The 24,080-nt window shown below is 32.4% G+C and carries 23 protein-coding genes; all 23 read left to right on the top strand.

Annotated features, from left to right (window positions below; all coding sequences use genetic code 11):
- The first annotated feature begins 50 nt into the window (after positions 1–50).
- Entirely contained in the window at positions 51–920 is an 870-nt protein-coding gene (locus tag HQN62_RS17290) for an ABC transporter permease (protein ID WP_173505288.1), read from the top strand.
- Between the two features lie 42 nt (positions 921–962).
- Positions 963–2,225, top strand: coding sequence for an ABC transporter ATP-binding protein (locus HQN62_RS17285; protein ID WP_173505287.1), 1,263 nt, complete (start codon positions 963–965; stop codon positions 2,223–2,225).
- Positions 2,226–2,237: 12 nt separating this feature from the next.
- Entirely contained in the window at positions 2,238–2,993 is a 756-nt protein-coding gene (locus tag HQN62_RS17280; RefSeq protein WP_173505286.1) for an FkbM family methyltransferase, read from the top strand.
- Positions 2,993–4,069, top strand: a complete 1,077-nt coding sequence (locus HQN62_RS17275; protein ID WP_173505285.1) for a DegT/DnrJ/EryC1/StrS family aminotransferase — start codon at positions 2,993–2,995, stop codon at positions 4,067–4,069. The genes HQN62_RS17280 and HQN62_RS17275 overlap by 1 nt, the downstream gene beginning before the upstream one ends.
- The gene (locus HQN62_RS17270) at positions 4,063–4,710 is read left to right on the top strand and encodes an acetyltransferase (protein ID WP_173505284.1); all 648 of its coding nucleotides are present in this window, start codon (positions 4,063–4,065) and stop codon (positions 4,708–4,710) included. Before HQN62_RS17275 ends, HQN62_RS17270 begins: the two co-directional genes overlap by 7 nt.
- Positions 4,711–4,712: 2 nt before the next feature.
- Positions 4,713–5,705: a glycosyltransferase gene (locus HQN62_RS17265; RefSeq protein WP_173505283.1), complete on the top strand. Its 993-nt coding sequence runs from the start codon at positions 4,713–4,715 to the stop codon at positions 5,703–5,705.
- Positions 5,699–6,535: a glycosyltransferase family 2 protein gene (locus HQN62_RS17260; protein WP_173505282.1), complete on the top strand. Its 837-nt coding sequence runs from the start codon at positions 5,699–5,701 to the stop codon at positions 6,533–6,535. The genes HQN62_RS17265 and HQN62_RS17260 overlap by 7 nt, the downstream gene beginning before the upstream one ends.
- Positions 6,532–7,389 (top strand): glycosyltransferase family 2 protein, encoded by an 858-nt coding sequence (locus HQN62_RS17255; protein WP_173505281.1) that lies wholly within the window; start codon positions 6,532–6,534, stop codon positions 7,387–7,389. The genes HQN62_RS17260 and HQN62_RS17255 overlap by 4 nt, the downstream gene beginning before the upstream one ends.
- Entirely contained in the window at positions 7,374–8,498 is a 1,125-nt protein-coding gene (locus tag HQN62_RS17250) for a glycosyltransferase WbsX family protein (protein WP_173505280.1), read from the top strand. Before HQN62_RS17255 ends, HQN62_RS17250 begins: the two co-directional genes overlap by 16 nt.
- 15 nt (positions 8,499–8,513) lie before the next feature.
- Positions 8,514–9,503, top strand: coding sequence for a glycosyltransferase family 2 protein (locus HQN62_RS17245; RefSeq protein ID WP_173505279.1), 990 nt, complete (start codon positions 8,514–8,516; stop codon positions 9,501–9,503).
- A gap of 2 nt (positions 9,504–9,505) precedes the next feature.
- Positions 9,506–10,528 carry a glycosyltransferase family A protein gene (locus tag HQN62_RS17240; protein WP_173505278.1) on the top strand — a complete coding sequence of 341 codons (1,023 nt, stop codon included), beginning with the start codon at positions 9,506–9,508 and terminating at the stop codon, positions 10,526–10,528.
- On the top strand, positions 10,525–11,604 hold the full coding sequence (locus HQN62_RS17235) for a glycosyltransferase family 2 protein (protein ID WP_173505277.1): 1,080 nt from the start codon (positions 10,525–10,527) through the stop codon (positions 11,602–11,604). The genes HQN62_RS17240 and HQN62_RS17235 overlap by 4 nt, the downstream gene beginning before the upstream one ends.
- Before the next feature lie 146 nt (positions 11,605–11,750).
- A complete protein-coding gene (locus HQN62_RS17230; protein WP_116797249.1) occupies positions 11,751–12,845 on the top strand; it encodes a glycosyltransferase family 4 protein in 1,095 nt (364 codons plus the stop codon).
- Positions 12,842–13,501 carry an acylneuraminate cytidylyltransferase family protein gene (locus HQN62_RS17225; protein ID WP_116797250.1) on the top strand — a complete coding sequence of 220 codons (660 nt, stop codon included), beginning with the start codon at positions 12,842–12,844 and terminating at the stop codon, positions 13,499–13,501. Before HQN62_RS17230 ends, HQN62_RS17225 begins: the two co-directional genes overlap by 4 nt.
- 106 nt (positions 13,502–13,607) lie before the next feature.
- Positions 13,608–14,648: an N-acetylneuraminate synthase gene (gene neuB / locus HQN62_RS17220; RefSeq protein WP_173505276.1), complete on the top strand. Its 1,041-nt coding sequence runs from the start codon at positions 13,608–13,610 to the stop codon at positions 14,646–14,648.
- A 1-nt stretch (position 14,649) separates the two neighbouring features.
- Positions 14,650–15,771: a UDP-N-acetylglucosamine 2-epimerase gene (gene neuC / locus HQN62_RS17215; RefSeq protein WP_173505275.1), complete on the top strand. Its 1,122-nt coding sequence runs from the start codon at positions 14,650–14,652 to the stop codon at positions 15,769–15,771.
- Positions 15,772–16,692: a polysaccharide deacetylase family protein gene (locus tag HQN62_RS17210; protein ID WP_116797253.1), complete on the top strand. Its 921-nt coding sequence runs from the start codon at positions 15,772–15,774 to the stop codon at positions 16,690–16,692.
- Positions 16,689–17,528 carry a GNAT family N-acetyltransferase gene (locus HQN62_RS17205; RefSeq protein ID WP_173505274.1) on the top strand — a complete coding sequence of 280 codons (840 nt, stop codon included), beginning with the start codon at positions 16,689–16,691 and terminating at the stop codon, positions 17,526–17,528. The genes HQN62_RS17210 and HQN62_RS17205 overlap by 4 nt, the downstream gene beginning before the upstream one ends.
- Before the next feature lie 4 nt (positions 17,529–17,532).
- Entirely contained in the window at positions 17,533–18,933 is a 1,401-nt protein-coding gene (locus HQN62_RS17200; RefSeq protein ID WP_173505273.1) for a glycosyltransferase family protein, read from the top strand.
- A gap of 49 nt (positions 18,934–18,982) precedes the next feature.
- Positions 18,983–20,416, top strand: a complete 1,434-nt coding sequence (locus HQN62_RS17195) for an MBOAT family O-acyltransferase (RefSeq protein WP_173505272.1) — start codon at positions 18,983–18,985, stop codon at positions 20,414–20,416.
- Positions 20,416–21,297 (top strand): hypothetical protein, encoded by an 882-nt coding sequence (locus HQN62_RS17190; protein WP_173505271.1) that lies wholly within the window; start codon positions 20,416–20,418, stop codon positions 21,295–21,297. Before HQN62_RS17195 ends, HQN62_RS17190 begins: the two co-directional genes overlap by 1 nt.
- A 4-nt stretch (positions 21,298–21,301) precedes the next feature.
- Positions 21,302–22,453, top strand: a complete 1,152-nt coding sequence (locus HQN62_RS17185; protein WP_173505270.1) for a glycosyltransferase family 4 protein — start codon at positions 21,302–21,304, stop codon at positions 22,451–22,453.
- A complete protein-coding gene (locus tag HQN62_RS17180; protein ID WP_173505269.1) occupies positions 22,450–23,985 on the top strand; it encodes a glycosyltransferase family 2 protein in 1,536 nt (511 codons plus the stop codon). Before HQN62_RS17185 ends, HQN62_RS17180 begins: the two co-directional genes overlap by 4 nt.
- The last annotated feature ends 95 nt before the right edge of the window (positions 23,986–24,080 follow it).

The raw sequence follows: 24,080 nt of genomic DNA, 5'->3' as shown, positions 1-24,080 counted from the left end.
TAAGTATGCAACCAACATAATTTGCCTATTTTCGTTTTTAACCCGAAATAATGAACACTAGAAATACCACAAATAAAGATTGGCTGTTTGAAATAACACCCAAGAATAAATTCTTCTCTTTGAATCTCAAAGAGGTTTGGCAATACCGTGATTTACTATTTTTATTTGTTAAAAGAGATATTGTTACCGTCTATAAGCAAACTGTCTTGGGGCCACTTTGGTACTTGATTCAGCCGTTGTTTACTTCTATTACGTTTACGATTATTTTTAATACTGTGGCAGGAATCGGTACCGGAACTGTACCACCGTTTTTGTTTAATTTGGCAGGAATTACCGTTTGGAATTATTTCACTGCCTGCCTCACGGGGACTTCGGATACATTCAGGAGTAATGCCAGTATATTTGGGAAGGTTTATTTTCCCAGAATCATAGTTCCGATTTCCATAGTGATTTCCAATTTATTAAAGTTTGGTATACAATGTGGGATCTTTATTGTTTTTTACCTGTTTTATTTTTTTAATGGTGCTGATATTAGTTTAAATCCAAGTGTTTTGTTATTTCCAGTATTGATTGTAATAATGGGTGTTCTAGGACTTGGACTAGGAATGCTTATTTCTTCATTAGTAACAAAGTATAGAGATTTTAATCATTTGATAGGTTTTGGTGTGCAGTTGTTAATGTATCTCTCGGCGGTGATGTACCCTATGGCTTTACTACAGGAAAAAATGCCAAAATACAGTTGGTTAATACAATATAATCCTTTGGCGTATATTATAGAAACTGCTCGTTATATGTTGCTTAATGTGGGAGAAATTTCGATTTTGGGATTGGGATATACTTTTTTGGTAACAGTAGGAGTTTTTTTTGTGGGACTATTGATTTTTAATAAGACGGAGAAAAGTTTTATAGATACGGTGTAGAGAAGAAAGAAGAAAGAGCAAAGATGCCAATAATTGAAAATTGTGAAAGACATTATATTAAAAGCCGAAAATATTTCTAAGCAATACCGCCTTGGGCAGGTAGGTACTGGCACCCTCAGCCATGACCTAAACCGCTGGTGGCATCAAATGCGAGGGAAGGAAGATCCGTATTTAAAAATTGGGGAGGCCAATGACCGCAGTACTAAAGGAACCAGCGAGTATGTTTGGGCTTTGCAAGATATTAATTTTGAGGTTGAGCGTGGTGAAGTTTTAGGAATCATTGGCAAGAACGGAGCCGGAAAATCCACCTTATTGAAAATATTATCTAAGGTTACAGCTCCTACTACTGGAAGCATTAAGTCTCGTGGGCGTATCGCTTCACTGCTTGAAGTGGGAACCGGATTTAATCCAGAGTTAACCGGTAAAGAAAACATATTCCTGAATGGTGCGATTCTGGGAATGACCAAAAAAGAAATAGCCTCCAAGCTTGATGAGATTGTAGAGTTTTCAGGTTGTGAGCGCTACATAGATACTCCTGTCAAACGTTACAGCAGCGGTATGACTGTACGTTTGGCTTTTGCCGTAGCTGCTTTTTTGGAGCCCGAAATTTTGGTGATTGATGAGGTATTGGCCGTTGGTGATGCCGAGTTCCAGAAAAAAGCCATTGGAAAGATGCAGGATATATCCCGTGAGGGAGGTAGAACTGTTTTGTTTGTGAGTCATAATATGGCAGCTGTGAAGAGTTTGTGTACTAAAGCGATTGTTTTGGAAAACGGAGTTGTAACAAAAATTGATACAGTTGAAAATGCCGTAAGTTATTATCTAAGTGGTGATTCAGAATCAGAAAACAGAAAGACATTTTCATCAAATTATGATAAAAAAGAATTCACGCTTCACGAAATTAGTTTAAACCCTACAGGTAAATCTTCAGATGAGGTATTAGACGAATATCAAAAAATTGAAATCAATACCTCCTTTACCTTAAAAGACATTTCAAGAAAACTGCATGTGACCTTTGTTTTAAATAATGATAACGGAGAACCGCTTTTTACCATTTCGCATACCAGTAATAATTTAAATTTAAAAGAAGGTTTAAATAAAATAAAGTGTACTTTGCCAGAAGGATTTTTAAATGTAGGAACTTATTATTTATCTTTTTATGTTATAGAGGATGCTAAAACCTCTCTCTTTGTAGAAAAAGACATTATGGTTTTTACTATTCAAGAAGGGGAAAGACCTCTGGGATCTTGGATGGGAAGGGAACCAGGTTTCATAAAACCCAAGTTTGATTGGTTGATAGAATAATATAAGAAAAGAATGAAAAAAATAGTAAAAAAAATTATTCATAAACTGGGCTACACTTTGAAAAAAGTGAATACAGAAGCAACGATATTAAACGCAAACAGTAAAGGTTCTTTATTGGTTAATTTTTATGACACATTAAAAAAAATGGGTTTTACTCCCAAGCATATTGTAGATATTGGAGCTAATCACGGAACATGGACAAGAGAAGCTTTGCATCATTTTTCCAATGCATATTACACTTTGTTGGAGCCACAGAACTGGTTAAAAGATTCTTTTCAAGATATTTTAGATGCCAATTCCAAAGTTCAGTTTTATCCAGTTGGTGCAGGAGATAAAGAAGGTTCTTTTCAATTTACGATTGTTGACAGAGATGATAGTTGTTCTTTTAGATATTCGCATGAAGAGGCAAAAGCGGCAGGATTCAAACAAGTAGAAATTCCAGTGGTTACATTAAACGGTTTATTGTCGAATAGTGAATGGCCAATTCCAGACATTATCAAGATTGATGCCGAAGGATTGGATATTGAGGTTTTGAAAGGAGCAAGTGACTTTTTTGGAAAAACAGAGATATTTATGGTTGAGGCTGGCGTGGTTAATAAAATGTTTGATAATAGTTTTTTGAAATTAATTAATTTCATGGATGAAAATAACTATCGATTATTTGAAATAACAGATTTAAACAGACCATTTAGCCCAAGTGTTTTATGGCTGGTCGAATTAGTGTTTGTAAAAAAGAATGGATTTATTGACTCACAAGTTATAGTATAATGATAAACGTAACCAAGACTTTTTTACCTCCAATAGATGATTACAACAAGCAAGTACAAAGAGCTTGGGATAATCAATGGCTTACGAATAGAGGTGAGTTAGTTTTGGAACTAGAAGAGAAATTGAAAGATTATTTATCTATTTCTAATATTATTATAACCAATAACGGGACGATACCATTACAAATCGCACTAAAATTACTAGGGAGGAAAGGAGAAATCATTACAACTCCATTTTCTTATGTGGCGACTACTGCGGCAATAGTGTGGGAAAACTGTACTCCCGTTTTTGTAGACATTCATCCTGAGTATTTAACGATTGATGAAACTAAAATTGAGGCCGCCATTACCGATAAAACAACTGCTATTTTAGCTACTCATGTTTTCGGTAATCCCTGTAATGTGATAGAAATTGAGGCTATTGCAAAAAGGTATAATTTAAAAGTTATTTATGATGCTGCACATTGTTTTGGAGTGAAATACAATGGTAAATCAATATTTGATTATGGAGATATAAGCACTTGTAGTTTTCATGCTACTAAATTATTCCATACAGGTGAAGGTGGTGCCATGTTTGCAAAAGATATAGATTTGCAACACCAATTGTTTTACAGTCATAATTTTGGGCATAAAGGAGTTTTGGCTTTTCATGGTTTGGGGATAAATGGTAAAATGTCTGAATTGCAAGCAGCAATGGGTTTGACTGTTTTGCCTTATATGGAGATGATAATTAATGAGAGAAAAAAAGTAGTTGCCTTTTATAATGACAAACTTGATTTTTCAAAACTGAGAGGTTTAAAAATGCGGAATAATACGGATTGGAATTACAGTTATTACGCCGTTATTTTTGAAACTGAAGATCAACTTTTAAGAGTAGAAAGAGATTTAAATGAAAATGAAATTTTTCCAAGACGTTATTTTTACCCGTCTTTGAATACTATTGAATATACAAAAGGGATGCCAATGTCAATTTCTGAGAGCATTGCATCTCGAATTTTATGTTTGCCTTTGTATGTTGGGTTATCAGCAGTAGATATGACAAAAATTGTTACTTTAATAAATGAAAATTTATGCTAATAGTTGGAGCCAAAGGATTCGCAAAAGAAGTTTTAGAGGTAATTCACCAAATGAATCAATTAGAAAATTTGGTTTTTTTTGATGATGTCAATGATGATATTAAAGGTAGTCTATATGAAAAATTTCCAATTTTAAAAACAACAGAAGAGGTCTCGAATTATTTTAATACAATCGACAATCGATTCACAATCGGGATAGGTAATCCTATCTTGAGAAAAAAACTATATCATAAATTTATTTCACTTGGAGGCATTTTTACTTCAACCATCAGCCCTTTGGCAAGTATTGGGCACTATGGGAATCACATTGGAATAGGGTCTAATATTATGGCAGGGACTGTAATAACAAGTGATGTCAATATTGAAAGAGGAACTTTAATTAATTTAAATTGCACAATAGGACATGATTCTATAATTGGCAAGTTTGTAGAATTGTCTCCTGGTGTTCATATCTCAGGGAATTGTATAATAGGGGACTATACAGTTTTAGGAACAAATGCATGTGTATTACCAAAGCTAACAATTGGTAAAAACGTTATAATTGGGGCAGGATCAGTAGTTACAAAAGACCTGCCTGATAATTGTGTTGCAGTTGGGACACCTGCAAAAGTAATAAAAGAATTAGAGCCATTAGAATTCTAAGGATGAAGGAAAATTTGAAAGTTAGTGTTTGTATGATTACTTATGGCCACGAAAAATATATTCGTGAAGCTATTGAGGGGATTTTGATGCAAGAATGTGATTTTGAGGTTGAGCTTATTTTGGCAAACGATTGTTCTCCGGATTCAACGGATAAAGTCATTCAAAATATTTTGGAGAATCATCCCAAAAGATCGTGGATTAAGTATTTTAATCATAAAGAAAATTTAGGGATGATGCCTAATTTTATTTTTGCTTTGGGTCAATGTTCGGGGAATTATGTTGCCATGTGTGAAGGAGATGATTATTGGATTACTAAAGATAAACTCCAAAAACAAGTAGATATTTTAGAAGAAAATAAAAAGGTAGGATTGGTTTATACCAATGTTAAGTATTTTATTCAGAATAAGGAACAATTTGTTGATATTCCTGCAAGATTTGCAGCTGAACAATCCGAAGTTATTCCTATGATGTTAAAAAGCAAATTCATTGAGTTCGCAACTACTGTTTTTAGAAAGGCAATTTTAGATAAAGTCTTAACTATACTTGAGAAAGAACTTGAAAATAAAGTTATAGGTGATACAAGAATTTTACTTGAAACTCTGCATAACTCATCACTTTATTTTTTAAATGAAACAACAACAGTGTACAGGATTATTGATGGAAGCGCAAGTCATCCTATAGATTTAGAAAAGTTTGTTTTTGCACTATTAGATTCTTATCATTGTAGAAAAGAATTTGTAAAAAGAAATAATTTTAACAAAACTTGGTTATCAGATTCTATTTGTAATACTAATAGAGGATTAATCAATAGAGCATTTGTTTCCCAAAGCTATTCAGATGTATATAAATTGATGAAAAATCTATTGATTTTAGATACGTTTCAATATTGTACGTGGGGAATATTTAAGAGAAAAATGAATTTTGCTATTTTGCTAAAATTTATTTTATCTTGTTTTGGTATTGGAATAATAAGGCAAAAATTAAACGGATGTTAAGGCCTACTATTAGTGTTTGTATGATTACTTATGGTCACGAAAAATACATTCGGGAGGCTATCGAAGGAGTTTTGATGCAAGAATGTGATTTTGAGATTGAACTTATTTTGGCGAACGATTGTTCTCCAGATTCAACAGATGAAGTCATTCAAGATATCTTAAAGAATCATCCAAGAAAATCGTGGATTAAGTATTTTAACCATGAAAAAAATATAGGGATGATGCCTAATTTTATTGATGCATTTAAAAAAAGTGAGGGAAAATACGTTGCTCTTTGTGAAGGTGATGATTACTGGACAGATTCATTAAAACTTCAAAAACAAGTTGATTTTCTAGAGGTTAATCCTGAGTATACAATTTGTTTTCATAAGGTTAATATTTTGCAAGAAGGAATTGTTAAAGAAGACATCATAACTGTTAAAGTTCCTGAAACTACCACCATTAATGATTTAGCCAAAGGCAACTATATACATACATGCAGTGTTGTTTTTAAAAATAATTTATTTGAAAAATTTCCTAAATATTTTGAGAAATCTCCTGTTGGAGATTATTTTCTGCACATGTTGAACGCACGTTATGGTAAAATTAAACACCTAGATGAATTTATGGGAGTTTATAGATTGCATGACAGTTCGGTATGGTCTTCACAAGATAACAGTAAAAGAGAAAAAATTTGGATTCATTTTTTAAAAAATATTAAACCAAATTTTAATTCAGAAGTTCAGGGTATTATTAAGAATCAAATAAGTAAATACAAAGCTTTGCATATTGAGCGAAGAAAGTTAGCGTTTAAAAAAATTATTCGAAAGTTATATAATTTATTGAAATGACATTATCCGTAGCTTTATGTACATACAACGGAGGGAAGTTTCTTAGTGAGCAACTAAAAAGCATTTTATCACAATCACTTTCGGTTGATGAAATAATCATCTGTGACGACTGTTCTGTTGATAATACTATAGAACTAATTCATTTTTATCAAGACAAATATCCAGGATTAATCCATTTATATCAAAATAAAAAATCATTAGGAACGATTAAAAATTTTGAAAAAGCAATTTCAATAACAACTGGAGATTTAATATTTCTTGCAGATCAAGATGATGTATGGCATTCCAATAAAGTTGATATAATGCAAAGTTTTTTTGAAAATAACAAGAAATGCAAATTATTGTTTACTGATGCAACTCTTATTGATGGAGAAGGTATTGGTCTTAATTCCACACTTTGGGGAAAATGGGGTTTTAATGAAGAGTTAAGAGGATTGTGGAAAAACAATGTTTTAGCTTTCAAAGATTTAATTATTAATAAAAATAAAATAACTGGAGCTACAATATGTTTTCACAAATCTTTAAAAGAAAATATTCTTCCAATTGATTTACCCTATGGATATTGGCATGATGCTTGGTTTGGAATACATGCTTCAGCTATTGAAGGTCTAATGTTTATAGAAGATGTACTAATTGATTATAGGATTCACGATGATCAGCAAGTTGGTGTTTCAACTGTGTTGAGTAGCGAAATTGTAAATAAATCGAATCCAAGAATGATTAACAGGTTTTTATTTTATAAAAAAATTAGATTAAAATATCCAAGTTTAAAATTATATATTCCCCAAAAAACAAGAATGTCATTTTTGAAAAAAATAAAAAACTCTTTTATAAAATTATGCCACAGAATATAAAGTTTTTTGCCTATTATCTACCTCAGTATCATCCTATTGATGAAAATGATTTATGGTGGGGCAAAGGTTTTACAGAATGGACCAATGTTGCAAAAGCAAAACCATTGTTTAAGGGACATTATCAGCCTGTTTTGCCAGGAGATTTAGGGTTCTATGATTTGCGAATGCCAGAGGTACAATTGCAACAGGCTAATTTGGCAAAAGAATATGGTATTGATGGGTTTATTTATTATCAATATTGGTTTGGCAATGGGAAAATGCTTTTGGAAAAGCCAGCAGAAGCTATGCTTAAGGATGAAAATATAGATTTGCCTTTTTGTTTTTGTTGGGCAAATGAAACTTGGAAAGGGATATGGCATGGTCTGGATAATCCTAGTGTATTAATTGAACAAACTTATAATGGAGAGCAGGATTATATTGATTATTTTAATTATCTGTTACCTTTTTTTAAGGATTCAAGGTATATAAAAGTTGACAATAAACCGATGTTTCATATCTACAGAATGCATGACATTCCTGAATTGGATTCTTTTTTAAACTTATTTAATACATTAGCGATTAAGAATGGTTTTGACGGGGTTTATTTTATTTCAACTCTCGGGCCACACGAAATTGCAGAACACAAATTTGTTTATGGAAAAGTTGGCATAGATGTATTTCACAGAATGAGGTATGGTAAAGAGTATTTGTTTTTAAATGAAAGTAGTATTGCAGGTAGGATAGAAAGAAAAATAAAAAAGATGTTGAATAGTACTCATGAAGTTAATAAAAGGACTAGGCCTTTAATTTTTGATTATACAAAAGGAGTTTCAAAATTCGACATTGATTTTCCTCATAAAAAGTATATTCCTTGTGTTTTTCCAAATTGGGATAATACAGCAAGAAGTGGAAAAAAATCACTTATTTTTAAAAATGCGACACCTAATGCTTGGAAAAATCATTTAGGAAAAACGGTTAATAAATTATTGCAAAACCCTGAAAATCCCCAAATTATTATGATTAAATCATGGAATGAATGGGCTGAAGGAAATTATTTAGAACCGGATAATAAATATGGGTTACAGTGGTTGGAATCTGTTAGAATGGTAAAAAAAGAATTGAATAAATAAAATTTTAAGTAAAAAGTGAATCCATTAATCTCCATAATTATCCCTACTTATAATCGTGCCTACCTAATTGCTGAGACACTAGAAAGCATAATAGCACAAAACCATAAAAATTGGGAATGTCTTATTGTAGATGACGGGAGTACTGATGACACAGCTACCCTTATTGCTAATTACATAAAAAAAGACAATCGGTTTCAATACCATCAAAGACCAGTAGACAGAAAAAAAGGGGCTAATGCTTGTAGAAATTATGGTTTCGAATTGAGCAAAGGCGAATATGTAAAATGGTTTGACAGTGATGATATTATGCATCCTGATTTTCTGGAAAAACAGGTTGAGGTTTTAGAGAATAATAATGAACTGAATTTTTGCGCAAGTCAATCTTTGACATTTCATAAAGATTCAGAAATTCGAACAAAAAATGGAGCTAATAGGAATCCAAAACATAGTCTTATACTGAGTTACCTTGTTAAAAACCATTATTTTTTTACAGGAGCTCCTTTGTGGAGAAAAGAATATTTTCATCAAAAAGATCTTTTTGATGAAAACTTAAGTGATTCACATGAGTCAGATTTTCATTTCAGAATGTTGCTTTACTTTCCCAAGTATATTTACACCAATGATTTTCTTTTTTCTATTAGAAGGGGAAATGAAAGCATTACTCAAAATATTGAAAATAAAAAATCAAGTCTAGATTCAAAAATCATTTTTTTTTCTAAAGCTAGAAAATTAATTAATGAACAACATGTTGAAGATAAAGATTTAATAAATAAGTATTTGACTTTTAGAATTTCAAATGCAATTTATGAATTATGTATATTTAATTCTAGATTAGAGATTCTGAAAAAAAATAAAAGGAAAATAGTAGATTTAATTTTTCAAAAAAAAATTGAAACTGTGTCAAGAATCAATTTATGTATTGGCTTTGTTTTACTTTTGTTTTTAGGTAAAGGATATAGTTTCCTTAAAGGGGATTTGAATATTAGAGAGGAAATTATAAATTAGTTATGCGAGTAGGTTTCAACCCCCATAAAGACAAAATTCAAATTGAATCTGATTATTTTCATCAGGTGATTATTCCGGTTTATATTCCCAATGAAGAAGGGTATTTTGAAGATAGTTTTAAGATATTAAAACTATGTCTTGATTCATTATTTAAAACTATTCATAATAAAACATCTGTAACTATTGTCAATAATGGAAGCTGTCTAGGAGTTGTAGCTTATCTGAATGATTTATTTCAAAAAAATAAAATACAGGAGGTAATTCATACTTCAAATATTGGAAAGCTTAATGCCGTTTTAAAAGGGATTTCGGGAAATAATTTTCCTTTAATTACAGTTTCGGATGCCGATGTACTTTTCTTGAATGGTTGGCAAGAGGCAAGTTATTCTGTTTTTGAAGCGTTTCCAAAAACGGGAGCTGTTTGCCCTACACCTTCTTCACGTTCTTTGAGAACCTATACAGCCAATGTGTATTGGGATTTATTTTTCTCGAATAAGGTAAAATGTTCGCCAGTAGTAAATCCTGATGCTTTAAAAATGTTTGGATTAAGTGTAGGGGATGCTAATTTTTACAATCCGGTTCAATTAAAAAAATATTTGACTGTAACTAATGAAGATAAAAAAGCGGTTGTAGGTGCAGGACATTTTGCTACCACTTATAGAGCACAAGTCTTCGATAATTTAGAAAGTAGATTTGCAACATTCAAATTGGGAGGCGATAGCGAAGGACAATTTTTGGATATTCCTGTTGTAAAAAAAGGTTTTTGGCGATTATCAACTGCGGATAATTATGCCTATCACATGGGGAATGTCTTGGAAGATTGGATGCAGGTTGAGGTATCTAAATTAATGCAAAATGATAAAGAAAGCAACTTTGAATTGAAACCCATTCAGCCAAGTTCTAAATTGGCTTATTTTGTAAAGAGTAAATTGTTTGGCAAATTGATTTTGAATAAAAAAATAATGAAGTATTACTTAATTTGGAAAGGATTGAGCAAAGAAGAGGCCAAAAAATACTTAATATGATCACCATACTATACCCTTACCGTAATCGGGAAGAAAGTAGAGTCAAACGTTCGCTAGACTCATTGGCACAACAAAGCAATCAGGATTTTAAAGTTGTTTTTGTGGATTATGGCTCTGTATTTGACAAGGCAGCAACAATTAAGATACTTACTCAGAATTATGATTTTGTAACCTATCTCTATTCCTATCATTCTTATCAACCCTGGTCGAGAGCCAAGGCAATTAATATTGGGTTGCAAAACGTAACAACTCCTTTTGTTTTTGTAGCCGATGTAGATATGATTTTCAGTCACGATTTTATAGAAAAACTGATAACTATTCAAAATCCTAATCAAGCAGTATTTTTTAAAGTTGGTTTTCTGGATCATAAAGAAAGTATTCAGGTAAAACCTTTTGATCAATATAAAGTAAGTTTTTTTAGTCAAGGTGGAGCCAAAGGCTTGTCGTTATTTCCTCTTAACGCATTGCATGAAATACATGGTTTTGACGAGTTTTTGCATTTTTGGGGAGCCGAAGACGAAGATGTTCATAATCGATTGGAAAATGCAGGATACCAATCCCTATTTTATGATCAAGAGATTTTAATGCTGCATCAATGGCATGTTACCTACAGAAAAGCCGAGTCAAAAGGATTAAATCGTGATTTGCAATTGACAAACATCAGTAGAATTAATCAGGCGCATTTGTTAGATAATAAAAAACAAAAGCGAGCAATTGTTAATTTGAAACAATGGGGGCAAAGTATTTCCAAAAGGGAATTTGATGAGTTAGAAAATAGCAGAACCCCTTTTTTTATAGCAAACAGAAAAGAAAGTATTAGTCATTTTCTTTTTGTGATATTGCCTAATTTTAAGGGAGGAGTGCTAAATGTTATTTTTCAAAAAGATGATTTTCAAAATAGTTTGAAATACTATGTTAAAAAAAGGTTTGGCAAAACAGTTCCGGAATATTACTCTTTGAAAGAAATAAACGACAAAGTCTTGTTGCATCTTATTAGTTTTTACAAAGACTGCAATTATTTTTATATCATTGGGAATGACTTAAAATCGATTCAATTAAAAATTAAAAAAGAGTAAATTAAGCAGTTGGATGCAAATGGTTCTCGATACATTTATTGTTGCGTTTTACTTCACAAAAAACACTCGAACTGACGTTATTAATAATTACACCCGACAGGTTAAACAACTTTTTCTATCTTTACTAAGCCATAAAATTTTTGTGTATGACCAAAGTAATTCTACTATCACAAGTTCCGCTCCCTTTTTCAAAAATAGGAAGTTGGACTACGCTGTATAAAAATTATTTGCAAAAGGAGCATCAAGTAGATTTTATAGTATGCGAGCCACCTGAAAAACAGTTTGAGAATGTTGCGTACAGTTTGATTGCTAATGGTTTACTTTTTAAAATAAGAAGAAAAGTCAAAAAAAATAAGTACTTAGGCTATTTTGAAGCTTTGGATAAAATTCTGAAACCAAACGAAAAATACATTATTCAAATCATAGATAATTTTGGAATTGTAAAGCCACTTACTGCTTTTTTGGTTTCAAAAGGGCTGCGATCCAATTCTTGTCTTCAGTTTTTTTATCATGGTTTTCCACCTTTTTATGAAAATTATAATGGCAGATGGTTTTTTGAGTCTATAGATGAAATGGTGTTATTAACGAATGATTCGTATTTGGCACATAAAAATTATTATACAGTATTGCCTACTCGATTTTCGGTTTTGCATAATGGTATTGATACCAAAAAGTTTTTTCCACTTTCGCTAAAAGAGAAGCAAGCGATTAAGCAAACAAAAAATACAAACGATAAAACTGTTTTTGTATGGTGTTCACAGGATCGTCCGAAAAAAGGGTTGAGTATTTTACTGGAGGCTTGGAAGCGAGTGTATAAAACTAGGCAAGACATAGTGTTATGGGTTATTGGTTGCGAGCCCAAAACGCCCCAAGATGGAGTGATGTATTTAGGTCGAATTCCTAATGATGAACTTCCTGTTTATTTCCAAAGTTCTGATTGTTATTTGTTTCCTACACTTTGTCATGAAGGTTTTGGCATGAGCTTAATAGAAGCATTGCATTGCGGTAATTACTGTATTGCATCGGCTATAGGCGGAGTTCCAGAGGTACTTCAATATGGGAAATTGGGTAAATTAATTGAAAATCCGCATTTTGTTTCGGCATGGGAAAAAGCCATAAATGAATTTTTAGAAGGTAAATTTGAAATACCTGAATTATCTAATGAATTATATTCAACAGAAATGTGGAACCTGGGAATGAACAAAATTATAATCGAGGCAAAAAACAGACTTGCCCAATGAAAACCATAGCTATTATTCCCGCCAGAGGCGGTTCAAAACGATTAAAAGATAAAAACATCAAAGTGCTGAATGGATTGCCTTTATTGGTGCACAGTATTCGTTATGCACAACAACATCCAGAGTTAATTGATGCCATTTATGTAAGTACGAATGATAGTGCAATTAAGCGAGTGGCACAAGAATATGGAGCATTGGTTATTGACCGTCCCGAAGCTTTGTCGGACGATTTCGCTACAACTATTTCGGTCTTGAAACATGTGTTGGAAAATGTTTCTGAAACGGTGGAACACGTAGTTTTATTGCAACCTACCAATCCGTTACGACCAGAAACTTTGTTGCCCGAAGCGATGCAACGCTACCTAACAGGCAATTTTGATAGTTTGTTTACTGTAAGTAGAAACCATCAAAAATTAGGTAAAATTATTGATGATCAATTTGTTCCTTATAATTATGAAATTGGACAACGTAGCCAAGATTTGGAACCTTTGTATTTTGAAAATGGGCTTTTATATCTACTTAAATCCGATTTGGTGAAAAATGGAAAAATTATAGGAGACCACTCTTTCCCTTTTATTGTTGATAATCCTTTCTCAGAAGTTGATATTGACACTCAAGCTGATTTTGATTATGCCGCTTATTTAATGGGACTGAAATAAAATTAACAATTAGTGACTAGTGATTAATTCTTAGTTGAAAATTTCAAAGTCTGAAGTGCTTTTTTAGAAAACTGATATTTGAAAATCGATAACTTAAAACAAAAAAATGAACCCATATATAGAAATAGCAGGACGAAGAATTGGTCCTGATTATCCACCATTAGTCATTGCCGAAATTGGTATCAATCACGAAGGCTCATTGCAAGTAGCCAAAGAAATGGTTGATGCTGCTCATAGAGCGGGTGTTGAGGTTGTAAAACATCAAACCCATATTGTCGAAGACGAAATGTCTGGAGCGGCCAAAAAAGTAATTCCTGGTAATTCCGACGTATCCATATACGAAATTATGGAACGTTGTTCGTTGAACGAAGCCGACGAATTGGAATTAAAAAAGTATGTAGAAAGTAAAGGGATGATTTTTATTTCGACTCCATTCTCTCGCGCTGCGGCTGAACGATTGAAAAAATTTGATATTCCCGCTTATAAAATTGGTTCTGGCGAATGCAATAATTATCCGCTATTAGAACATATTGCTTCCTTTGGCAAACCCGTTATTTTGAGCACGGGAATGAATACTATTGAAAGTGTTCGCAAAGCGGTTACTATTTTTGATAGGCATAAAGTCCCTGTAGCATTATTGCATACGACTAATTTGTACCCAACACCAATACATTTGGTTCGTTTTGGAGCCATGACTCAAATGCATGAAGCTTTTCCAGATAAAGTATTTGGGTTAAGTGATCATACATTGAATAATAATGCTTGTTTGGGAGCGGTGGCTTTGGGAGCCAGTATTTTGGAACGCCATTTTACAGATCATATGCAACGCACAGGTCCAGATATTGTATGTAGTATGGATGAGCAAACTACTTCACAATTACTTATAAGTTCCAATGAAATTTGGCAAATGCGAGGTGGTGTCAAAGAACCAGCACAAGAGGAACAAGTTACAATTGATTTTGCTTTTGCAACCGTTTGTGCCATCGCTGCCATAAAAAAAGGTGAAGTATTCTCCAAAGAAAATATTTGGGTGAAACGTCCTGGCACAGGGAAAATTCTAGCGGAACATTTTAATTCTATTTTAGGTAAAAAAGCTAAGCGGGATATTGCTAATGATGAGCAATTAGATTTTATTGATTTTGAATAAAATGAAAAAAATACTATTCCTGACAGGAACCCGTGCCGATTTTGGCAAAATAAAATCATTGATTTCGATTCTCGAACAACAGCCCGAATTTGAAGTTTTTGTGGCGGTTACCGGCATGCACTTACAGGAAGAATACGGATATACCTTGTTGGAAATTCAACGTTGCGGGTATAAAAACATACATACTTTTCAGAATCATACCCATGAAACCACCATGGATTTGACACTGGCCAAAACCATCGAAGGACTATCGAGTTATATAAAAAATGTTCAACCTGATTTAATCCTTGTTCATGGAGATCGAGTGGAAACTCTTGCTGGAGCCATTGTAGGTTCCTTAAATAATATTTTGGTAGCCCATATTGAGGGGGGTGAAATATCGGGTACGGTAGATGAATTGATTCGTCATAGCGTAAGTAAACTGAGCCATATTCATTTTGTTTCTAATGCAGAAGCAGCTAAAAGATTGGAGCAAATGGGAGAGGTAAAAGAATCTATTTTCACGATCGGTTCACCTGATATTGATGTTATGTTTTCAGATAAACTTCCTGATTTAGCTGTTGCCAAAGAATATTATCAGCTGTTTTTTGAATCCTACGCTATAGTCATGTTTCATCCCGTAACCACTGAAATAAAGGATATTGAACAATATGCATCTGATTTTGTAGAGGCATTATTGGCAGACACACATAATTACATTGTTGTTTTTCCTAATAATGATTTGGGTAGTCAAATAATTCTTAATGCTTATGAACGCTTAAAAGGGAATCCACGTTTCCGGATTTTTCCCTCATTGCGATTTGAATATTTTTTGACATTATTAAAAAATTCTCAATTTATTATAGGAAATAGCAGTGCCGGAATACGGGAAGCTCCTTATTACGGAATTCCGATTATCAATATTGGTACTCGTCAGCAAAATAGAGCAGTTCATGCCGATATTATAAATGTAGATTATAATAAAAAAAATATTTATGAAGCACTGAGAACTATTGATTCCCATCAGGTACAACAAACAGATGCCGATTTTGGTGAAGGCAATAGTGCCGAATTATTTTTGGAGTCCCTCCAAAAAAAGGAATTTTGGCAAATGAATCATCAAAAACAGTTTAGAGATAGATAAATGTTAATAGTAAGTAATTATCATTACATTCGTCCGGAGTATAATGCTAAATATCCTAGTATATTTGGTGTAACACCAGCTGAATTTAGACAGCAATTATTGTTATTGGTAAATAAAGGAACATTTGTCAATTCTTTAGATTTACTAAATAATTCAAAGCAAATATTAGAATCAAAAGAAAAATTTTATTTGATAACTTTTGATGATGGTTTAAAAGAACAATTTGATTATGCATTGCCAATATTAGATGAGTTAGAGATTCCTGCTATTTTTTTTGTTAATTCAAGTAATTTTTTTCAAAAAAAAGTAAGCACTGTTCATAAAATTCATCTGTTAAGATCAATTATTTCTCCAAATGAATTTGTTCAGTATTTATTTAATTTTGATTCTATTGAACTTTCGGATTTAGAATTGAAAAGAGCGAAAAATATTTATCAGTATGACGATGAAAAAAGTGCAATTTTGAAATATGTTTTGAATTTTAAAATGACTTTTAAGGAGCAAGAGGAGGTAATAAAACAGCTATTCAGTCATTATTTTGAAGAAGAGTATGTTTTAGAAAATCTTTACATGAATGAGCAATCCTTAAAGGAATTAGCAAAAAGAGGGTGTCTAGGAAGTCATTCACATAACCATTATCCTTTAGGGCTATTAGATTTAGAATCTATAAAGGTTGAAATAGAAAATTCAAAAAAAATACTGGAAAAAAGTACAAATTCAAAAATTGAATTAATTGCATATCCTTTTGGAACTAAAGAAGCATGTACTGATTCTGTTGGGGAAATTGCAAAAAAGGCAGGGTTCAAATTTGGTTTTACAACTACTCGAGGAACCAATACGAGTTTTGAAAATCCTTTATTGCTGAATCGTTTTGACTGTAATGACATGCCAGGAGGTAAAAATTATAAAGAAGAGATATGATAACAAGAGAGGCGACAATAAAGGATTGGGGAATATTGCAATCCTTTTTTAAAATTATTTATAGAGATAATCATCCATTACATAGTAAAGAATTTTGGAATTGGCAATTTGGTAACAAAAATGAAGGGCGCTCTTTTATATGCATAAATGAAAAAGGAGAGATAGTAGGTCATGTGGGAGCTAATTTTGGTGGTGGAATGGCTTGGATAATTAATGTTTATCTTAATGAAGAATGTCGTGGAAAAGGAGTCTTAGGTAGTCTTTATGCTTTAGCTAGGGACTATTATCCGCTAGCCGCTACAGCTGCAAATGAAGCAGGGCTTGGATTGTACAAAAATATGAGGTGGTATAGATATCATGATTTAGTTCGTTATGTGAAAATAAATCCTAATATTAAGGATAAAAGCTTTGCAAATGTTTGTTCTCCTATTCGAGTTTCTATTGATGATTTTATAAATAAAGACAGTCATTATTTTCAACAACCAATGATAAAAGGAATCCTTTTGAAAGATGGTTCCAGAGCAGTAAGTCAAGAAAACGTAGGGGGATTGAGAATTGTGGATATAGAAAATCTTCATCAATTAGAAGAACAGTCTTGGGAATTAGGGTACTTATGGATGGATTATATTACATCCTGGAATGATTTAAAGACAAAAGATTTAGAAAAAAACGGATGGGTTTTGGATTATAAAGCGATAATACCATGGCGCTTGAATCCAGTTGAAGAAAATCGTTTTTGCGATATTACATTTCTTTCGGAGGAACCTTTAGATCGAGAGTTTATAGTTCATAGGTCTTTTTCAGATCACGGCAGAATAGGTAGTTTAGTAATTTAGTGTGATGAAAAATAATAAAATATTTATACTCTTACCTGACGGTATTGGACTTCGCAACTTTGCGTATTCAGATTTTTATAAGATTGGAAAAAAAGAAGATTTTGATATTATTTTTTGGAATAATACACCTTTTGATTTAACCGAATTGGGTTTTAAAGAGATAAAAATTAAAAACTCTAAATCACATCCACTTACGGAGATCTACAAAAATGCTCGTAAACAAATAGAGTTGAATCTTAATATTCGAAGAACCAAAGACACTGTTTATGATACGTATCGTTTTCCTTTTTCGTATGCAACAACTACAAAAGCAGTAAAAAGTTTGTTGACTCGACTAGTGTCATTTACTCATTCTTCAAAATATGGATTAAATCGCATTCGAAAAAAAATTAAACAGGAAGAAAGAAAAACGCTGTACTACCATCAATGTTTAGAAACTTTGCAAAAAGAACAGCCAGGCATGGTTTTTTGCACCAATCAACGGCCGATGACGGCAATTGCACCGTTATTGGCGGCTCAAGATTTAGGAATTCCTACAGCAACTTTTATTTTCTCCTGGGATAATTTGCCAAAAGCAACAATGGTAGTTGAAACGGATTATTATTTTGTATGGAGTGATTTAATGAAAAAGGAATTGCTTTTTTATTATCCTTATGTTCAAGAAGAACAGGTTTTTGTGTCTGGAACTCCACAATTTGAAGCTCATTTTAATCAAAATAAATTAAGTTCAAAAGAAGAATTTTTTAAACAGAATAATTTAGATGCAAATAAAAAATATATTTGTTTTTCTGGAGATGATATTACAACAAGTCCCGATGATCCGGCCTATTTAGAAGATGCTGCAAAAGCCGTAATAGAGTTAAATAGTAAAGGATATAATCTTGGAATAATCTTTAGAAGATGCCCTGTTGATTTTTCGAATCGATATGATACTATTCTGGAAAAGTATTCGAGCACTATTGTTTCAATAGACCCTATTTGGAAGCCTTTATCTTCTGTGTGGAATACTATATTGCCAACAAAAGAAGACGATTCTTTATTGTCAAATTTGGGGGAGCATTGTGAAATGGTTCTTAATTTAGGTTCCTCCATGGTGTTTGATTTTATTTGTCATAAAAAAGTATGTGCTTATTTTCATTATAATCAAAAAATACAATTAGATAAAAATTGGGATCTTTTTAAATGTTATCAATATGTGCATTTCCGTTCGATGCCTAATAAAGAAACGGTTTTGTGGATAAATAGCCCAGATGCTATTGCTTCAATAATCGAGAACGGTATGGCAAAGAATTCTTCTGTAATAGAAGATGCAAAGAACTGGTTTGAAATCATTAACCAACATCCTCCACAAGAAGCTTCCAGACGTATTTGGCAAGGAATTAAAACTATCATTTCTAAAGAATAATCCTTTTCTTTGCACTTTCAAAATTAGCATGCAATTTTTAAAATAAATTATGTTTTTTAACTCCTTGGCTTTTGCCATTTTTTTACCCATCGTATTTTTTCTGTATTGGTTTGTTTTTAACAAAACAAAAAGCAGCCAAAATGCACTCCTAATCGTTGCCAGTTATTATTTCTATTCCTGTTGGGATTGGCGTTTTTTGTTTCTGTTGGTTTTCTCAACGTTTTTGGACTATTATACCGGAATTAGAATTGAAAAAAGCAGCAATGATAAAGGACGAAAGTTTTGGTTCTGGTTGAGCATCGGTGTTAATTTGGGATTTTTAGGCATTTTTAAATACTATAATTTTTTCTCGGCATCGTTCGCACAAATGTTGACTACTGTTGGTTTTAAAGCAAGTCCTCTTTTGTTAGATGTAGTTTTACCGGTTGGAATTTCTTTTTATACGTTTCATGGATTATCCTATGTGATCGATATTTATTTTAAAAGAATTAAGGCAGAATATAATTTTGTGGATTATTCACTTTTCGTGAGTTATTTTCCACTTCTGGTGGCAGGTCCAATTGAACGGGCTACCCATTTATTGCCCGAAGTAAAAGTCAAAAGAACCTTTGATTATAATCAAGCCAAAGAAGGAGTCTGCCAAATAATTTGGGGACTGGTCAAAAAAGTTGTTATTGCTGATACCTGTGCGACTTATGCTAATGCCATTTTTGACAATTACACTTCAATGAATTCCTTGTCCCTTATTTTGGGAGGGGTATATTTTGCGTTCCAAATTTATGGTGATTTTTCAGGATACTCAGATATGGCATTGGGAATGTCAAAATTGTTTGGGTTGGAATTATTGCGTAATTTCAATTACCCATATTTTTCAAGAGATATAGCCGAGTTTTGGCGTCGTTGGCACATTTCACTTTCTTCTTGGTTTCGTGATTATCTCTACATACCGTTGGGAGGAAGCAAAGGTTCCAAAGTTATGCAGGTTCGGAACGTCTTTATCATTTTTGTCGTAAGCGGTTTTTGGCATGGTGCCAATTGGACCTATCTGGCCTGGGGGTTTGTCAATGCGGTATATTTTTTGCCCCTTTTATTGTTGAATCGAAATCGGAGCAATATAGATGAAATTAAACTGAACTGGAATTGGGATTCGGTAAGGACAATAGCCAGTATTGTAATGACTTTTTGCTTAAGCACGATTGCCTGGGTGTTTTTTAGAGCGAAAACGATAACCGATGCCTGCTTGTATTTGAAACGAATAGTCGTAAATAGAGAATTTACTTCTCAGTATCTTGTAAATGAGCGTTACAATTATGAAATATTGTTGATGATTGGTCTGTTTGTTTTGGTTGAATGGAATAATAGAACCAGAGTAGAGCCTATTTCAGGAAAATATAATACAGTGAAACTGGCTTTGGCTATAACAGCCATTCTCGCTTTTGGAACGTACTCCGATTATAAAGAATTTATATATTTTCAATTCTAATGAAGAAGTTTTTATTATTCACTTTAAAATCATTAATCTTTGCAATAGTAATTGCTGTTGCTTTGGATTTTATATACACCGCTATTTTTTTGCAAGCGAGTAATCGAAGTAAAATAGATAATATTTATAACTCAAAAAATCAAAAATATGATGTGGTTGTTCTGGGATCTTCCAGAGCCAATAATCATTTCGTAGCCAAAATGTTTGAAGATCAAGGACTGAAAACATTCAATTATGGCATGAGCGGTGGTCATTTGTTTGAAGCTTCGATGCTTTTAAAATTGATGGTGGAGCGACATTATAAAATTAAAAATGTAATTCTAGAAGCCGATTTGAATTTATCAAATGAGCATCAAGCAGAAGGGATTTCATCTCAGTTTTTACCTTATTTGCATAATTCAGAAATAATTAAAAAACATTTTGAGCAAGAGGAAGATTTTACGGAGTTGTATTATATCCCTTTTTATCGCTATATTAAATTTGATGAACGTATCGGTTTTCGTGAAATGTTTTTTAATTTGATTCATAAAAGAACTTCAAATTTAGATAATTTGGGTTATCATCCTTTAGGCAAGAAACCAAATGCCAATATGAAGAATAATATTGTCAATTTAAAGCCTTTAAAACATAACAAATACTACGAAGAAATCAAGCAAATTTGCAAAGACAACAATATTAATTTCATAGCGGTAATGACACCAATGTGTGAAAACACAAAGGGAATTGAGTATTTTAACAAAGTACAAAAGTTATATCCTGAAATTCACAATTATGAAAATGTAGTGGTTGAGGATAAATATTTTTCATCCTGTGGACATTTGAATGATACCGGCGCCAGATTGTTTACCGCTCGAATTTTGAAAGATTTTTTTAATAAATAAAAATATGCACATTGCTTTTTTAACCCCAGAATACCCTCATGAGCGTGTACAATATGCAGCAGGAATTGGGACGAGTATCAAGAACTTGGTGGTGGCTTTGGTTAAAAAAAAGGTAACTGTTTCCGTTTTTGTTTATGGACAATCAGAAAGTGCTATTTTCCAAGAAGATGGTGTGAAAATACATTTGATAAAAGCTCAAAAGTATAAAACGTTTGGTTGGTATTTTCATCGAAAATATATTCAAAATTATCTCAATAAACACATTGTTTTAGAAGGGATTGATTTAGTCGAAGCTCCAGATTGGACAGGAATTACCGCTTTTATGAATTTAAAAGGACCAGTTGTAATTCGTTTTCATGGAAGTGATACCTATTTTTGCTATTTGGAACAAAGAAAACAAAAAGCAAAAAATTTTTGGTTTGAAAAGCGAGCAATTAATAAAGCCCAAGCTTTTATTGCTCCTACCCGTTTTGCAGGTGAACTATCAAAGAGACTTTTCGGCATTAAAAATAAAGCAATTCAAACCATTCACCACGGATTGGAGCTTAATCTGTTCCAGAATGCTAGCCCATTGGTTTATGAGAAAGGGTTGATTTTATATATAGGCACTATTATTCGAAAAAAGGGACTGCTGGAATTACCAGATATTTTTAAGAAAGTCAGAAGTAAATATCCAGAAGCTAAGTTGGTTTTAATAGGAAGTGATTCTTTTGATATTCAAACCAAATCCAAATCGACTTGGGAATTAATGCAACAAGAATGCAGTGATGAAGATTTAAGTGCTATTTCTTATTTAGGTAAAATTCCTTACAATGAAGTGAAGGAATTCATTAAAAAAGCAAATGTTTGTGTTTTTCCAACTTTTGCAGAAACTTTAGGAATGGTGACAATTGAATCTATGGCGTTGCAAAAACCAGTTGTGAATAGCAACATTGGATGGTCTCAAGAATTACTTGTTGATGGGGAAAGCGGGTATTTGGTCCACCCAAAAGATCACGATGTCTTTGCCGAAAAAATAGTTGGGTTGTTACAAGACGATAATTTGTGCTCAACTATAGGAAAAGCAGCAAGAATAAGAGTAGAAACTTTTTTCGACATTGAAAAAATAGTAGCTCAAAATGTAGATTTTTATAAATCAATAATAGATTCATTTTGATTGTAGTATATCATAAAAATAATAGGATTAGTAAAGTTATTTCCGTTGATAAAAGTGAAATATCTTTTGACAAAAATAAATCTATTGCTTTTGGTTTACTGCAATTGGCTGAGCAATTTCCAGAATCAAAACTAGTTTGGTGTCATGTAGACTATCAAGAAGTACTCAATGTAGAGGAACTTAATTTTATAATGCATCACAATAAAATGATGCTTTCCTATAATCCAAGTAGCAGCAATTATTTAGGTCCGAAAATTGGCTATGTAGAGGAATCGTTGTTTATTAGAGTAAATAAAAATGTAACGTACCCTACCTGGCAAATGAGTAGTTTGGTGGGATGTGTTCATGCTTCAATATTGAGAGCCACTAAGGAAACGATAAAACGGGATTCGAGTTTTGATTATTATTTAAATTCAATTGCCAAAGTTTGTAAACCGCAGGGTTTGTTGTGCTATTCCGAACCTAGATTATTAAAAAAACACTTTTTAGTTTCTTCTCCCAAAGCTTCTGTTTTTACCCTTTTTAGATTTATAAAACAGCATTATAAAAAGAGATGGATAGTGATGATGTTTTTAAATTTAATCATTTATGAGCGTCAATTCCCTTTGGGCGCCTTTTTATATGCTTATTTTTTTAAGAATAGGAAAAAGAACACAACTGATTTAGACGCGATTAAAGTTAATTCATCTCTTAAAGTTATAGTTAACCCAACTATGGATGTTATTATTCCAACTATTGGGAGAAAAGATCATTTGTATGATGTGTTGAAGGATTTAGCTCAGCAAACTCATTTGCCAATTAATGTAATTATAGTGGAGCAAAATCCTAAAGTGAACAGTGTTTCAGAATTGGATTATATACATAATGAAATTTGGCCTTTTGTCATAAAACATACCTTTACGCATCAAGCAGGTGCTTGTAATGCAAGAAATTTGGCGATGAGCCAAGTAGAAAGTGAATGGGTATTCTTTAGTGATGATGATATTAGATTTGGATCGGATTTGATAGAGAATGTAGTTAAAGGTATTGAGCAATATGGAGTTTTATGCTTAACGACAACTTGCTTGCAAGTAAATGAGCATAAACATAATTTACATATCCACCAGTCTAGTATTTTTGGGTCTGGGTATAGTTTTTTGAAAGCAGATTTACTAAAGGAAGTATCGTTTGATAAATGTTTAGAATTTGGATACGGAGAGGATACTGATTTTGGATTACAATTGCGAAATTTAGGAGTAGATGTCATTTCTTTTCCAGAGATATCTATTTTACATCTAAAAGCTTCAATAGGCGGATTTAGAATAAAACCAACATTTGCATGGAGTAAAGAAGAGATACAACCCAAGCCTTCCCCTACGATTATGTATGTGAAACTCAAGTATAATTGTAAGGAACAAATAGGCAGATACAGAACGACATTATTTTTTAAGTATCATAAACATCAAAATATTAAAAACCCAATAAGTTATTTAATTTATTTTAATAAGCAGTGGCAGAAAAGTATTTTTTGGGCTAATGAATTAAGAAAATGATCGTGAAAATTTCTATGAATATCGCTTGGATAAGAGCTATCTTTAGTGCTGAACAAACTGTTTTTACAATAAGTACTTATTAATAAACATTTTAT

The sequence above is a fragment of the Flavobacterium sp. M31R6 genome (assembly GCF_013284035.1).
GTDB lineage: Bacteria > Bacteroidota > Bacteroidia > Flavobacteriales > Flavobacteriaceae > Flavobacterium.
The sequence above is the reverse complement of the archived record's forward strand: the minus strand, read 5'-3'. Positions and strand labels throughout refer to the sequence as shown.